Origin of the sequence: Stenotrophomonas sp. CFBP8994, assembly GCF_034044835.1 — a bacterium.
GTDB classification, from domain to species: domain Bacteria; phylum Pseudomonadota; class Gammaproteobacteria; order Xanthomonadales; family Xanthomonadaceae; genus Stenotrophomonas; species Stenotrophomonas rhizophila_A.
This window is the reverse complement of sequence record NZ_JAXCWT010000004.1, coordinates 60,252-74,524: the sequence shown is the minus strand read 5'-3', so window position 1 is coordinate 74,524 and position 14,273 is coordinate 60,252. Positions and strand designations below refer to the sequence as shown.

Below are 14,273 nucleotides of genomic sequence, written 5' to 3'. Positions count from 1 at the left end.
AGAATACCGTGACCCCATTGAAACGCTGCCATCTTGAAATCGGGACAATCCGTCCTTACCCCTTGTGCAGCCGCCGCGCCGGGCGCGGCACCGTCCAAGGAGCACTCCCCGATGACCGAGCAGACCCACAAAGAAACCCTGGGCTTCCAGACCGAAGTGAAGCAGCTGCTGCAGCTGATGATCCACTCGCTGTACTCCAACAAGGAAATCTTCCTTCGCGAGCTCATCTCCAACGCCGCCGATGCCTCGGACAAACTGCGCTTCGAAGCGCTGACCCAGCCGGGCCTGCTCGAAAGCGATGGTGAACTGCGCATCCAGGTCAGCGTCGACCCGCAGGCGCATACCCTGACCATCGACGACAACGGCATCGGCATGAGCCGCGACGAGGCCGTCGCCCACCTGGGCACCATCGCCAAGTCCGGCACCGGCGACTTCCTGCGCCAGCTGTCCGGCGACCAGAAGAAGGATTCGCAGCTGATCGGCCAGTTCGGCGTCGGCTTCTACAGCGCCTTCATCGTGGCCGACCAGGTCGACGTGTACTCGCGCCGCGCCGGCCTGCCGGCCAGCGAGGGCGTGCACTGGTCCTCGCGTGGCGAGGGCGAGTTCGACGTGGAAACCATCGACAAGCCCGAACGCGGCACCCGCATCGTGCTGCACCTCAAGGATGACCAGCAGGACTTCGCCGATGCCTGGCGCCTGCGCGGCATCATCAAGAAGTACTCCGACCACATCGGCCTGCCGATCCAGATGGCCAGGGAACACCACGGCGACGACGCCCCGGCCGAGGTCGAGTGGGAGACCGTCAACCGCGCCAGTGCGCTGTGGACCCGCCCGCGCACCGAGATCAGCGACGCCGAGTACCAGGAGTTCTACAAGCACGCCGCGCACGACCACCAGGACCCGCTGGCATGGAGCCACAACAAGGTCGAAGGCAAGCTCGAATACACCTCGCTGCTGTACGTACCCGGCCACGCGCCGTTCGACCTGTACCACCGCGACGCGCCCAAGGGCCTGAAACTGTACGTGCAGCGCGTGTTCGTGATGGACCAGGCCGAGCAGTTCCTGCCGCTGTACCTGCGTTTCATCAAGGGCGTGGTCGATTCCAACGACCTGTCGCTCAATGTGTCGCGCGAAATCCTGCAGTCCGGACCGGTCATCGATTCGATGAAGTCGGCGCTGACCAAGCGCTCGCTGGACATGCTGGAGAAGCTGGCCGCCGACAAGCCCGAGGTGTATGCCGGGTTCTGGAAGCAGTTCGGCCAGGTGCTGAAGGAAGGCCCCGCCGAAGACTTCAACAACCGCGAGAAGATCGCCGGCCTGCTGCGCTTCGCCTCCACCCATGACGCCAGCGGCGAGCAGAACGTGTCGCTGGCCGATTACATCGGCCGCATGATCGAAGGCCAGGACAAGATCTACTTCCTGACCGGCGACAGCCACACCCAGGTCAAGGACAGCCCGCACCTGGAAGTGTTCCGCAAGAAGGGCATCGAAGTGCTGCTGCTCACCGACCGCATCGACGAGTGGCTGATGGGCTACCTGACCGAGTTCGACGGCAAGTCGTTCGTGGATGTGGCGCGTGGCGACCTCGACCTGGGCGCGCTGGAAACGGCCGAAGACAAGCAGGCGCAGGAAGCGGCCGCCAAGGACAAGCAGGGCCTGGTCGAGCGGATCAAGGGCGCGCTGGGCGATGACGTGGCCGATGTACGCGTGTCGCACCGCCTGACCGATTCGCCGGCCATCCTCGCCATCGGCGAACAGGACCTGGGCCTGCAGATGCGCCAGATCCTGGAGGCCAGCGGCCAGAAGGTGCCCGACAGCAAGCCGGTGTTCGAGTTCAACCCGGCCCACCCGCTGATCGGCAAGCTGGACCAGGAAGCCGATGCCGCCCGCTTCGGCGACCTGAGCCGGGTGCTGTTCGACCAGGCCGCGCTGGCTGCGGGCGATACGCTGAAGGACCCGGCGGCTTATGTGCGACGGTTGAACAAGTTGTTGCTGGAATTGTCGGCTTAAGGCGGTACGTGGTGGCCGGCACCGCTTGGGCCGGCCAACGGCCGGCGCTACGAATTGCTGCGTGGCCTTTGGGATCGCGTTTAACCAACCCTGGGCTTCGGACGCGTCTGCCTGGGCCGGCCAACGGCCGGCGCTACGAATTGCTACGTGGCCTTTGGGATCGCGTTTAACCAACCCTGGGCTTCGGTGCGTCTCGGTAGCGCCGGCCGTTGGCCGGCCCAGGCGGTCCGTCACCGTGCGATCCGTCCGCCGCTCCACGCGGGCCTTACGGGCCCGGGTGGTAGCATATCCCCCTGATTTCAGCGCCGAATCCCATGCTCAGTTTCTTCCGTCGCAAAAAGCCCCAGGACGCTCCGCAGGACGCGCCCAAGACCCAGCACTACACCGCTGAGGAACTGGCCGCCGCGTTCCCGTCCGCCGCCACCGAGGCCGAGCCGGTCGTACCGGCTGCAGCGCCCGCCGTCGAGCCCACGCCCATCGCAGCACCGGTGGCGACGCCCGGCGTCGACGCAGCCGCTCCCGTGAGCACGCCAGCGGCCCAGGCCGATGCACCCCGCATCGAAGCCGTGCAGGCGGCACCTACCCCGCTCTATCCGCCCGCCCCGGTCGTGGTCGCCACCGATATCGTGCAGGAAGCGGTGCAGCCGCTGGCCGCCCCGACCGCCTTCGATGAAGCGGCACCCGCCGCGCCCGGCAAGACCGGCTGGCGCGACCGCCTGCGCAACAGCGTCATCGCACGCAGCTTCGGCGGCCTGTTCTCGCGTAACCCCAAGCTCGACGACGACCTGCTTGATGAGCTGGAAACCGCCCTGATCACCGCTGATGTCGGCGTGGGTGCCACCACCGCACTGGTGGAAGGCCTGCGCAAGCGCATGAAGGCGCGCGAATTCACCGACGCCAACGCGTTGTTGAAGGCGCTGCGCGCCGACCTGATCGCGATCCTGCAGCCGGTCTCCCGCCCCTTGGTGATCGACCGCAGCGCAAAGCCGTTCGTGATCCTCACCGTCGGCGTCAACGGCGTCGGCAAGACCACCACCATCGGCAAGCTGGCCAAGCGCTTCAAGGACGATGGCCACAGCCTGATGCTGGCCGCCGGCGATACCTTCCGCGCCGCCGCCGTGGCGCAGCTGCAGGCCTGGGGCGAGCGCAACGGCGTGGCCGTGGTCGCCCAGGGCCAGAACGCCGATGCCGCCTCGGTGGCATTCGATGCGCTGCAGGCCGGCAAGGCACGCGGCACCGAGGTGCTGATCGCCGATACCGCCGGCCGCCTGCATACCCAGGGCGGGCTGATGAACGAGCTGGGCAAGATCCGCCGCGTCCTGGGCAAGATCGATGAAAGCGCGCCGCACGAGGTGCTGATGGTCATTGATGGCACCACCGGCCAGAACGCGCTCTCGCAGCTGCGCCAGTTCCATGCCGCGGTCAATGTGACCGGCCTGGTGGTGACCAAGCTCGATGGCACCGCCAAGGGCGGCGTGGTGTTCGCGCTGGCGCGCGAATTCGGCATTCCGATCCGCTTCGCCGGCATCGGCGAGCGCCCCGAAGACCTGCGCGTGTTTGACCCGGAAGCGTTCGTGGATGCGTTGCTGCCGGAAGCGCTGGGCGGTTGATGTCGCCCGCCAGCGCCGACGCGTTCGTCGGCCGGCTGCTGCCGTGGTTCGACGGCCATGGCCGGCATGACCTGCCCTGGCAGCATCCGCGCACGCCGTACCGGGTGTGGTTGTCGGAAATCATGCTGCAGCAGACCCAGGTCGCCACGGTCATTCCGTACTTCCTGAAGTTTCTTGCCGTGTTCCCCACCCTGCCCGACCTCGCCGCCGCCAGCAACGACGCGGTGATGGCGCAGTGGGCCGGCTTGGGCTACTACGCCCGCGCGCGCAACCTGCATGCCGCCGCGCAGCGCTGTGTCGAACTGCACGGCGGCGAGCTGCCGCGCGACGTCGATGCACTGCATGCACTGCCGGGCATCGGCCGCAGCACCGCCGGTGCGATCCTCAGCCAGGCCTGGAACGACCGCTTCGCGATCCTCGATGGCAACGTCAAGCGCGTGCTCACCCGCTACCACGGCATCGAAGGATTCCCCGGCCTGCCGGCGGTGGAAAAGGTGTTGTGGGCGCTGGCAGAGCTGCACGTGGAGCATGTCCCTGGCGGCCGTTTGGCCGATTACACCCAGGCGCAGATGGACCTGGGCGCCACGGTCTGCACCCGCAGCCGGCCGGCCTGCGTGATCTGCCCGCTGCAGGACGACTGCGTGGCGCGCCGCGAAGGCCGCAGCGACCAGCTGCCCACCCCGAAGCCCAGCAAGGTCCTGCCCGAACGCGAGGCGGTGGCGCTGCTGCTGCGCGATGCACAGGGCCGCGTGCTGCTGCAGAAGCGCCCGGACACCGGCATCTGGGCGCAGCTGTGGACGCTGCCGCAGGCCGACAGCGGCACCGCGCTGCAGGACTGGTTCGATGCGCACGTGTTGGGCTCACTGGAAGATGCCGAAGAGCTGCCGGTGCTGCAGCACACCTTCAGCCACTATCGCCTGCACCTGCAGATCCTGTCGCGGCAGGTGGATGGCCTGCGCAATGACATTGCTGGCCTGCGCTGGGTCCCGGCGCAGGAGCTGCCCAGCCTGGGTCTGCCCGCGCCGATCCGCAAACTGCTGGAAAACGGAAGTGGCCGTAAACTACGCGCTGCAACGACTTTGAAGAGGATCGACTAGCCCATGGCCCGCACCGTTTTCTGCCAGTACGAACAACGCGACACCGAAGGGCTGGATTTCGTGCCCTATCCCGGCGAGCTGGGCCAGCGCATCTTCAACGGCATCGGCAAGACCGCCTGGGCCGCGTGGCTGGCGCACCAGACGATGCTGATCAACGAGAACCGGTTGTCGCCGCGCGATCCGAAGCATCGCGCGTTCCTGGAAGACGAGCTGGTCAAGTACCTCTTCAGCGGTGGCGCCGAGAAGCCGGCCGGGTTCGTTCCCGAGGCCTGACAGCAGCGACCGGCCTATTCCGCAGGCGGCGTTTGCCCTGCTTCGCGCTCCTGCACCTGCGCCTGGCGCATTTCCTGCTCCGAGGAGCGCAGCGCCTTGACGTCCAGTGGGCGGATCGCGCCGATGAAGCACGGAACGCTCGGGCCGTGGTTGGGATCGCGGACCAGCACACGGTCGAAGCGCGATGACACCTGCCCGGTCTGGCTGGTCAGCCCGATCGCGGTAGCGTAACTGAGCCCGTAACACGGGCCGCGCAGTTCAATGAGATAGGCCTCGCTGGGGCGGGTCCACACCGCCAGCGCGCTGTCGCCCAGTTCGGTCCAGCCATTGAGCGAGCCGAAGTAGCGCATGGACGGCTGCGGCGGGCCGGCGTGGGCGCGGTACAGCTCCAGGCGTTCGGCGCTGCTCAGGCGGCCGGTGGCACAACCGGCCAGCACCAGACCCATTGCAACGATGGCGACAAGCGTTTTCATGGCACCTCCGCAGTAGGGAACAAGGCGATCATGCACCCGCTGCCGCCGGCCCGCAGGTTCGGGCGGGCGGCTGTTCAGCTGCCAGCTCAGACCTCGGCGTGGGCCAGGGCGTGCAGCCGGCCTTCGCGCAGTTCCAGCACGCGGTCCAGCTTGCGCGCCAGGCTGCGGTCGTGGGTCACCAGCACCAGGCTGGTGTGGTGGGCGCGGTTGAGGTCCAGCATCAGCTCGAACACGGTTGCGGCGGTCTTGTCGTCCAGGTTGCCGGTCGGTTCGTCGCCCAGCACGCAGGCCGGGCGGTTGACCAGCGCACGGGCCACGGCGGCCCGCTGGCGCTCGCCACCGGACAGCTCGCCCGGCTTGTGCTCCAGGCGGTGGCCCAGGCCCACCGATTCCAGCAGTGCCTTTGCGCGTGACCGGGCATCGGCCACCTCCTCGCCGCCGAGCAGCACCGGCATCATCACGTTTTCCAGCGCGGTGAATTCAGGCAGCAGGTGGTGGAACTGGTACACGAAGCCCAGCGCGCGATTGCGCAGGCGGCCGCGCTGGCTGTCGGACAGCGACGACATCTGGTTGCCGGCCACGAACACTTCGCCGGCGGTCGGCGTGTCCAGCCCGCCCAGCAGGTGCAGCAGCGTGCTCTTGCCGGCGCCGGAGGCACCGATGATGGCCACCGTCTCGCCGGCGGCCACGCTCAGGTCCAGGCCGTTGAACACCGGGGTCTGCATGCGGCCTTCGGCGTAGGTCTTGGCCAGCCCCTGCGCGCGGATCACTTCGTCGCCGCGGTTGATCGGCTCATTCATAGCGCAGGGCCTCCGCCGGCTGGGTGCGGGCAGCGCGCCACGCGGGGTACAGGGTGGCCAGGAAGCTCATGACCAGCGCAATGACCGTGATGATGACGATGTCCGGGGTCTGCATGTCGGTCGGCAGGCCGGTGATGTAATAAACGTCTTCGGGCAGCAGCTTGACGTTGAACAGGGTCTCGATCGCACCAAGGATGCGCTCCAGGTTCAAGGTCAGGGTGATGCCGCCGACCACGCCGAGCACGGTGCCGAAGATGCCGATCAGCGAGCCCTGCACCATGAAGACCTGCATCACCCCGCCCGGGGTCAGGCCCAGGGTGCGCAGGATCGCGATGTCGGCCTGCTTGTCGGTGACCAGCATCACCTGCGAGGAGACCAGGTTGAACGCGCCCATGGCGATGATCAGCGAGAGCAGGATGCCCATCACCACTTTTTCCATGCGCAGCGAGTGGTACAGGTTGGCGTTCTGCTGGGTCCAGTCGCTGACCCGGTAGCCGCCGCGGAGGTTGTGGGCCAGGTCCACGCCCACGTCCAGCGCCTTGTCCATGTCATGCAGCTTCAGGCGCACGCCGGTGACCCCGTCCATGCGCAGCACGCGCTCGAGGTCGGCCATGTTGGCGTAGGCCACGCCGCGGTCGATTTCGTTGTAGCCGGCCTCGAAGATGCCGCTGACGGTGAAGCGCTTCAGCCGGGGCATCGCGCCCATCGGGGTGCCCTGCACTTCAGCCAGGGTCACCAGCACGGTGTCGCCGACATCCACGCCCAGCCAGATCGCCAGTTCCTGGCCGACCAGCAGGTTGTAGCTGCCTTCCTTCAGGCTGTCGAAGCTGCCCTTCTTGAGCTTGGTGTTGATCACCGACACCGCCGGCTCCAGCGCCGGGTCGATGCCCTGCACGATCGCACCCTGCACGCGGGCGCCGCTGAGCATGGCCTGGATCTCGATGTACGGCGCGGCACCGGCCACGCGCGGATCCTTGTGGGCCACCTCTACCGCATGCTGCCAGTCCGCCATGGGCGCGCCGTCGGCGGTGATCGTGGTATGTGCGGTCATCTGCAGCAGGCGGTCGCGGATTTCCTTCTGGAAACCGCTCATGACCGCCAGCGTGGTGATCAGCACGGTCACGCCCAGCGCGATGCCGAGGATCGAGGCCATGGAGATGAAGGAGATGAAGCCGTTGCGGCGCTTGGCCCGCAGGTAACGCAGGCCGATGGCTACTGGTATGGGTTTGAACATGCAGGTACGCCGGACAATTCAGCCTATGGTGCCATCACGGAGGTGAACGCGGAATGGGACGGGCCCGGATCGCCAGTCGCAGTTCACGTCGGCGCGGCGGCGGCAGGGTGTCGGGCCAGAACAGGCAGGCCTGCCGGCGGCCGTGCTGGCGCCAGCTGAGCTGCAGGAGCGGGCCGCGGTCATGCAGGGAGATCCCCTCCACCGGTTCGCCATCGACCTGGGCCGGGCTGTCGCCGGGCGGAATCACGAAGGCACGCGGCCGTCGGCGGGCATGGCGCCAGCCCTGCCAGGCGGTCCCCGCCCCGGCCGCCAGGCCCAGCGGCCACTGCGCGGCGGACGGCAGCGCGCTGGCCGTGGCTACCCAAGGCATCAGCAGCGCAAACAGAACGTGCGCGGCAACCTGCCAGCGCGAGGGGCGCCACTCAAGCCGGCAGGGCGCGGATCCGGGCGATGAGGTCGGTGAGCTCGGCATCCGGGCATACCTCGTAACCCATGAACCAGCGCCACAACTTATCGTCTTCGCAGTCGAGAAGCCGCAGGAAAACCTCGCGCTCTTCGGTGGGTGCAGTGGCCCATTCGCGGTCGAGGTAACGCTCGAAAAGCTGGTCGAGCTCGCGCATGCCGCGGCGGCAGCGCCAGCGGAGTTTCTTGAGGAGGGTGGCTTCGTCCATTTCGGTCATTCCAGACTGGAGCACGTCATCCGGGTGCGCGGCAGTACACGGGCGCGTGGCGACGCGCTGAAAACAAAGGCGCCCCCTATGTCAAGGGGGCGCGGCTCCGCCGTCATGCCTTGGCAGCCACGCAGGGCGTGGCTCTACGATCAGGCGCGGCGCGCCATCATGAGCTTCTTGATCTCGGCGATCGCCAGCGCCGGGTTCAAGCCCTTCGGGCAGGTCCGGGCGCAGTTCATGATGGTGTGGCAGCGATACAGCTTGAACGGGTCTTCCAGGTCGTCCAGGCGCGCACCGGTGTCTTCGTCGCGCGAGTCGACGATCCAACGGTAGGCCTGCAGCAGGATCGCCGGGCCCAGGTAACGCTCGCCGTTCCACCAGTAGCTCGGGCAGCTGGTCGAGCAGCACGCGCACAGGATGCACTCGTACAGGCCGTCCAGCTTCTTGCGGTCTTCCGGCGACTGCAGGCGCTCACGGTCCGGCGGCGGCGGGGTCTGGGTGCGGATCCACGGCTTGATCGAGGCGTACTGCGCGTAGAAGTGGGTCAGGTCCGGTACCAGGTCCTTGATCACGCTCATGTGCGGCAGCGGGTAGATCGGCACTTCGGCCTTGCCGCAGTCGGCGATGGCGCGGGTGCAGGCCAGCGTGTTGGTGCCGTCGATGTTCATCGCGCACGAACCGCAGATGCCCTCGCGGCACGAACGGCGGAAGGTCAGGGTCGGGTCGATCTCGTTCTTGATCTTGATCAGCGCGTCCAGGACCATCGGGCCGCAGGCGTCCAGATCGATCTCGTACGTATCGGTCCGCGGGTTGCTGTCGTCGTCGGGACTCCAGCGGTAGATCTTGAAGGTACGGGTATTCTTCGCACCGCTCTTGGCGGGGAAGTGCTTGCCCTTTCCGATCTTGGAATTCTTTGGGAGGGAAAACTCGGCCATGGCTGTTCTCGTTGGCTCAGGCGGCTCGCGCTGCAATGCAGGCGCGGCTGGCTCGGAAGGTGAGGAAGTCGATCCGCATGGCGCTTAGTAGACGCGCGGCTTGGGCGGGACCACGTCCACGTCCTTGCTCAGCGTGTACATGTGCACCGGGCGGTAATCGAAGCTGCACTTGCCGTTGTCGTCGACATTGACCAGCGTGTGCTTCTGCCAGTTGACGTCGTCGCGGTCCGGGAAGTCCTCGTGCGCGTGTGCGCCACGGCTTTCCTTGCGCTGTTCGGCCGAGTTGATCGTCGCCACCGCGTTGAGCAGCAGGTTGTTCAGCTCGTAGGTTTCGATCAGGTCCGAGTTCCACACCAGCGAACGGTCCGACACCTTGACGTCCTGGAAGGAGTCGAAGATCTCCGACATCTTGGCGCAGCCCTCTTCCAGCGTCTTGCTGGTACGGAACACCGCCGCGTCGTTCTGCATGGTGCGCTGCATGCGGTCGCGGATGACCGAGGTCGGGGTGTCGCCGTTGGCGTAACGCAGCTTGTCCAGCAGGCCCAGCGCCTTGTCGCACGCATCCGACGCCAGCGTCTTGTGCGGCTGGCCCGGCTTGATGGTGTCGGCGCAGCGGTTGGCCACCGCACGACCGAACACGACCAGGTCGAGCAGCGAGTTGGAGCCCAGGCGGTTGGCGCCGTGCACCGACACGCAGGCCGCTTCGCCGATGGCGTACAGGCCCGGCACCACGGCATCGGGGTTGTCGCCGACCTTGCGCACCACTTCACCGTGGTAGTTGGTCGGGATGCCACCCATGTTGTAGTGCACGGTCGGGATGACCGGGATCGGCTGCTTGTGCACGTCCACGCCGGCGAAGATCCGCGCGCTTTCGGCAATGCCCGGCAGCTTGTCGTCGATCACGCCCGGGCCGAGGTGGGTCAGGTCGAGCAGGATGTGGTCCTTGTGCTCGCCGACGCCGCGGCCTTCGCGGATTTCAATGGTCATCGAACGCGACACCACGTCGCGCGAGGCCAGGTCCTTGTAATGCGGTGCGTAGCGCTCCATGAAGCGCTCGCCGTTGCTGTTGCGCAGGATGCCGCCTTCGCCGCGCACGCCTTCGGTGATCAGGCAGCCCGCACCGTAGATGCCGGTGGGGTGGAACTGCACGAACTCCATGTCCTGCATCGGCAGGCCGGCACGCATGACCAGACCGCCGCCGTCGCCGGTGCAGGTGTGGGCCGAGGTGGCACTGAAGTAGGCGCGGCCGTAGCCGCCGGTGGCCAGCACCACGCCGTGGGCGCGGAACAGGTGCAGGGAGCCGTCGGCCATGTCCAGCGCGAGCACGCCGCGGCAGACGCCTTCCTCATCGAAGATCAGGTCGAGCGCGAAGTACTCGATCATGAAGCGCGCGTTGTGCGCCAGCGACTGCTGGTACAGCGTGTGCAGCATGGCGTGGCCGGTACGGTCGGCGGCGGCGCAGGTGCGCTGCGCGGACGGGCCTTCGCCGTACTTGGTGGTCATGCCACCGAACGGGCGCTGGTAGATCTTGCCGTCTTCGGTACGGCTGAACGGCACACCGTAGTGTTCGAGTTCGATGATGGCCGGAATCGCTTCGCGGCACATGTATTCGATCGCGTCCTGGTCGCCCAGCCAATCGGACCCCTTGATGGTGTCGAAGAAGTGGTAACGCCAGTCGTCTTCACCCATGTTGCCCAGCGCGGCGGAAATACCGCCCTGCGCGGCCACGGTGTGCGAACGGGTCGGGAAGACCTTGGTCAGGCAGACCGTCTGCAGGCCCTTGGCGGCCAGGCCGAACGTGGCACGCAGGCCGGCGCCGCCGGCGCCCACCACGACCATGTCGTATTTGTGTTCCGTAATCTTGTAAGCGGACATCTACTCTGGATTCCTGTCTTGGTGCCTGACTCAGGCAACGCCGAGCGCAATGCGGGCGACCGCAAAAACACTGACGATCGCGCCCAGCACGGCAATGAACTTCACCGTGGTCTGCAGCGCCAGGGCCAGCAACGAATTATGGATGTAGTCTTCCAGCACGACCTGCAGGCCCAGCTGGGCGTGCCAGAACATGGCCACCAGGAAGCCCACCAGCAGCACCGCGTTCCACGGCTTGGACACCGCGTCGGCGGCGGTCACGTAATCGGCGTTGACCAGGCTCAGCACGAAGATGAGGAACCAGATGGTCAGCGGGACCAGCGCGGTGGCGGTCAGGCGCTGCAGCACGAAGTGCTCGGTGCCGGTCTTGGCCGCGCCCAGGCCACGCACGTTCTTCAACGGGGTACGGAACTTGTTCATGCGGTCGCTCCGATGAAGACATAGGCCCAGACCAGCGCGGTGATCACCAGGCTGGCGATGACCGACATCCAGCTGCTGCGCACGAAGGCCGGAATGCTGAAGCCGATCGCGAAGTCCTGCACGATATGGCGGATGCCATTGCACAGGTGGTAGGCGAAGGACCAGGTCCAGGCGAACAGGAACAGCTTTCCGTACCAGCTGCCGGCGTGGCCGGTGAAGCAGTTCCAGGATTCAGGACCCATCATCAGGGCGAGCAGGCCGCCAGCGATGATCAGGGCTCCAACAGACAGAAAGATGCCGGTGGCTCGATGCAGGATCGAGGTGGCCATCTGAATCTGCCAGCGATACACCTGAAGGTGCGGGGAAAGGGGACGTTCTCTGGCGGCCATTCGCTGGGCTCGTTGTCTCGGCTGGGCGGCACAATTGCCGCGTTGGCTCAATGCTGATCAGAAATCGATGCAGCGTCCGTTTTTCTCCCAATCGCCATACCGCACCGGATCCAGTCCGCCGCGGCCACCGATCTCCACAGGCGCCACCGGCGTAACGGCGAGCGGCTGCTCCTCCGGTACCAGCGGGGCTTCAGGATCGATATCGGGAGTGGGGGTTGTTTGGCCTATCATGGGTGGTCTCGCAACGCACAAATTTTAGACCCCGTTCACGTGCCTGACAACCTGCCCTTCGATTTCAGTGGTTTTCCGCGCCTTTCCGGTCACGCGCTGCTCAGCCTGCGCGGTGTGGATGCGGCGGCGTTCGCCCATGCCCAGTTCGCCAGCGATGTCACCGCCCTGCCCGTCCAGCACTGGCAGTGGAGCGCCTGGCTGAGCGCCAAGGGCCGCACCCTTGCTGTGTTTCAGCTGTTGAAGCTGGACCAGGAGCACGTACTGCTGGTGCTGGCCGACGGCGACGCCGATGCGATTGCGTCGCAGTTACAGCGCTTCGTGTTCCGCCGCAAGGTCAAGATCGAGGTGCGTACCGATCTGACGGTGGCCGGCAGCTTCACCGCGCCGGAAGCGGCGTCTGGCGCGGCAATTGCGCTGGAGGCTGACGCGCTGGAGCTGGATGTGGGCAGCGATGCGTTGCCGCGCACCCTGAAGATCGCACCCGCGCCCGCGGATGCATCGCCGGCCGATGCCGCGTTCGAACTGGCCTGGCGCCAGTCCGACCTGCGCTACGGCGTGCCGCGCCTGGATGCCGGCCAGCGCGAAACCTGGACCCCGCAGCAGCTGGGGCTGGACCGCCTGAACGGCTACAGCGTCAAGAAGGGCTGCTACCCGGGCCAGGAAATCGTGGCCCGCACCCATTTCCTGGGCAAGGCCAAGCGCGCCCTGCAGCTGCTGCGCGTGGCCGATGGCACCGCCAGTGGCGCGAAGGTCGAGCAGAACGGCGCCACCGTTGGCACGGTGGCGAGCGTGGCCGGAGACCTGGCGCTGGCGGTGCTGCCGCTGGAGATGGCCGAGGGGGCATTGAGCGTTGGCGGCGTGGAAGCCCACGGCGTCCCATTGTTGGACGGCCTCGCCCGTTGACGGGCGACACGACCAACGGTCGTGTCCTACCGCACGCGACACGACCAACGGTCGTGTCCTACCAACTTTCCGTCTCCCGGTAGGTCACGACCGTTGGTCGTGACCGGATCCATCACGCGTCGTGGTTCAACCGCTCGCCGGACTCCGCATCGAAGAAATGCAGCCCCTGCGGCTGGATCGCCACGCGGATGGTGCCACCCACCGCCGGCAATGCCTGCGGCGCGACGCGCATCACCAGCGCCTGGTCGCCATGGGTCATGTTGACGAAGATCTCGTTGCCCACCGGCTCGATGCCGTCGATGGTCGCTTCAAACGCGTTGGCATCGCCCGGCACGGCCGGCTGCAGATGTTCCGGCCGGACCCCGACCGCCAACGTCCGCCCGATCCAGGATGGGTCGATGGTCGCAGCGCCCAGCGGCGCGCGCAGCGTGCCTTCCTGCACTACTACCCCGCCATCCACGCGCTGAAGCGTGCCGCGCAGCACGTTCATCGCCGGGCTGCCGAGGAAGCCGGCCACGAACAGGTTGGCCGGGCGGTCGTACAGCGCCATCGGCGTGTCGATCTGCTGGATCACCCCGTCCTTGAGCACCACGATCCGTTGGCCCAGGGTCATCGCTTCCACCTGGTCGTGGGTCACGTAGATCATCGTGGTGCCCAGCTTGCGGTGCAGCTGCGCGATCTCGGTGCGCACGCTGTGGCGCAGCTTGGCATCCAGGTTCGAGAGCGGCTCATCGAGCAGGAACACCGCCGGTTCGCGCACCAGCGCACGCCCCAGCGCCACGCGCTGGCGTTGGCCGCCGGACATCGCCTTGGGCAGCTTGTCGAGCATCTCGGTCAGGCCCAGCGTCTGCGCCGCTTCGTTCACGCGCTTGGCGATGGTCGCCTTGTCGTGGCCGCGCAGCTTCAGGCCGAAGGCCAGGTTCTCGGCCACGGTCATGTGCGGGTACAGCGCATAGCTCTGGAACACCATGGCGATATCACGGTCTTTCGGTGCCACGTCGTTGACCACGCGGTCGCCGATGCTCAGCGTGCCACCGCTGATTTCCTCAAGGCCGGCGACCATGCGCAGCAGGGTCGACTTGCCACACCCCGACGGCCCCACCAGGACCATCAATTCCCCATCGGCCACTTCAAAGGTCGCGCCCTGGACGGCCACCTGGCCGTTGTCATACACCTTGCGCACGCCCTGCAACTGCACTTTTGCCATATCACCCATTCCAGTCCGCCCGCTGCCGGGCTGTTGATGCGGAACTGCCTTCGGCCCTCCCGATGGCAGGTCGATGGCGTGGTGCCGCATGACGGCGACCACTGCAATCGAATACAGTCTGCTCATTCTGCCATGTAAACGTTTTCAC

The 14,273-nt window shown here is 66.7% G+C and carries 16 protein-coding genes; 5 read left to right on the top strand and 11 right to left on the bottom strand.

Translation table 11 applies throughout. The features are described from left to right. Positions 1–111 precede the first annotated feature (111 nt). From htpG to SOM39_RS12410, 4 genes are all read left to right on the top strand, one after another. A complete protein-coding gene (gene htpG, locus SOM39_RS12425; protein WP_320458505.1) occupies positions 112–2,010 on the top strand; it encodes a molecular chaperone HtpG in 1,899 nt (632 codons plus the stop codon). Positions 2,011–2,324: 314 nt separating this feature from the next. Beyond that, on the top strand, positions 2,325–3,620 hold the full coding sequence (gene ftsY, locus SOM39_RS12420; protein WP_320458504.1) for a signal recognition particle-docking protein FtsY: 1,296 nt from the start codon (positions 2,325–2,327) through the stop codon (positions 3,618–3,620). Beyond that, positions 3,620–4,717 carry an A/G-specific adenine glycosylase gene (mutY, locus tag SOM39_RS12415; RefSeq protein ID WP_320458503.1) on the top strand — a complete coding sequence of 366 codons (1,098 nt, stop codon included), beginning with the start codon at positions 3,620–3,622 and terminating at the stop codon, positions 4,715–4,717. The genes ftsY and mutY overlap by 1 nt, the downstream gene beginning before the upstream one ends. A gap of 3 nt (positions 4,718–4,720) precedes the next feature. Then, positions 4,721–4,990: an oxidative damage protection protein gene (locus tag SOM39_RS12410; protein ID WP_184124042.1), complete on the top strand. Its 270-nt coding sequence runs from the start codon at positions 4,721–4,723 to the stop codon at positions 4,988–4,990. Positions 4,991–5,004: 14 nt separating this feature from the next. On the opposite strand, the gene SOM39_RS12405 is transcribed toward SOM39_RS12410, so the two are convergent. The 10 genes from SOM39_RS12405 to SOM39_RS12360 all read right to left on the bottom strand — a co-directional run bounded on the left by SOM39_RS12405 (position 5,005) and on the right by SOM39_RS12360 (position 12,015). Further along, a complete protein-coding gene (locus tag SOM39_RS12405) occupies positions 5,005–5,463 on the bottom strand; it encodes a DUF6491 family protein (RefSeq protein WP_093534169.1) in 459 nt (152 codons plus the stop codon). Between the two features lie 86 nt (positions 5,464–5,549). Next, positions 5,550–6,263: a lipoprotein-releasing ABC transporter ATP-binding protein LolD gene (gene lolD / locus SOM39_RS12400; RefSeq protein ID WP_068851023.1), complete on the bottom strand. Its 714-nt coding sequence runs from the start codon at positions 6,261–6,263 to the stop codon at positions 5,550–5,552. Beyond that, the gene (locus SOM39_RS12395) at positions 6,256–7,497 is read right to left on the bottom strand and encodes a lipoprotein-releasing ABC transporter permease subunit (RefSeq protein ID WP_184124046.1); all 1,242 of its coding nucleotides are present in this window, start codon (positions 7,495–7,497) and stop codon (positions 6,256–6,258) included. Before SOM39_RS12395 ends, lolD begins: the two co-directional genes overlap by 8 nt. A 34-nt stretch (positions 7,498–7,531) precedes the next feature. Beyond that, positions 7,532–7,867 (bottom strand): hypothetical protein, encoded by a 336-nt coding sequence (locus SOM39_RS12390; protein ID WP_093534167.1) that lies wholly within the window; start codon positions 7,865–7,867, stop codon positions 7,532–7,534. Positions 7,868–7,919: 52 nt separating this feature from the next. Next, entirely contained in the window at positions 7,920–8,168 is a 249-nt protein-coding gene (locus SOM39_RS12385; RefSeq protein WP_095364171.1) for a succinate dehydrogenase assembly factor 2, read from the bottom strand. A gap of 149 nt (positions 8,169–8,317) precedes the next feature. Further along, positions 8,318–9,103 (bottom strand): succinate dehydrogenase iron-sulfur subunit, encoded by a 786-nt coding sequence (locus tag SOM39_RS12380; RefSeq protein ID WP_093534163.1) that lies wholly within the window; start codon positions 9,101–9,103, stop codon positions 8,318–8,320. 84 nt (positions 9,104–9,187) lie between these two features. After that, on the bottom strand, positions 9,188–10,978 hold the full coding sequence (sdhA, locus tag SOM39_RS12375) for a succinate dehydrogenase flavoprotein subunit (protein WP_068851008.1): 1,791 nt from the start codon (positions 10,976–10,978) through the stop codon (positions 9,188–9,190). A gap of 30 nt (positions 10,979–11,008) precedes the next feature. Further along, complete coding sequence (gene sdhD / locus SOM39_RS12370; protein WP_068851005.1) at positions 11,009–11,395, bottom strand: succinate dehydrogenase, hydrophobic membrane anchor protein; 387 nt, start codon at positions 11,393–11,395, stop codon at positions 11,009–11,011. Continuing rightward, positions 11,392–11,784 carry a succinate dehydrogenase, cytochrome b556 subunit gene (gene sdhC / locus SOM39_RS12365; protein WP_320458693.1) on the bottom strand — a complete coding sequence of 131 codons (393 nt, stop codon included), beginning with the start codon at positions 11,782–11,784 and terminating at the stop codon, positions 11,392–11,394. The genes sdhD and sdhC overlap by 4 nt, the downstream gene beginning before the upstream one ends. 57 nt (positions 11,785–11,841) lie before the next feature. After that, positions 11,842–12,015 (bottom strand): DUF1674 domain-containing protein, encoded by a 174-nt coding sequence (locus SOM39_RS12360; protein ID WP_083214109.1) that lies wholly within the window; start codon positions 12,013–12,015, stop codon positions 11,842–11,844. A 39-nt stretch (positions 12,016–12,054) separates the two neighbouring features. Between SOM39_RS12360 and SOM39_RS12355 the strand changes: the two genes are divergently transcribed. Beyond that, positions 12,055–12,918: a folate-binding protein gene (locus tag SOM39_RS12355; protein WP_320458502.1), complete on the top strand. Its 864-nt coding sequence runs from the start codon at positions 12,055–12,057 to the stop codon at positions 12,916–12,918. 112 nt (positions 12,919–13,030) lie between these two features. On the opposite strand, the gene SOM39_RS12350 is transcribed toward SOM39_RS12355, so the two are convergent. Continuing rightward, positions 13,031–14,125: a sn-glycerol-3-phosphate ABC transporter ATP-binding protein UgpC gene (locus SOM39_RS12350; RefSeq protein ID WP_320458501.1), complete on the bottom strand. Its 1,095-nt coding sequence runs from the start codon at positions 14,123–14,125 to the stop codon at positions 13,031–13,033. Positions 14,126–14,273 lie beyond the last annotated feature (148 nt).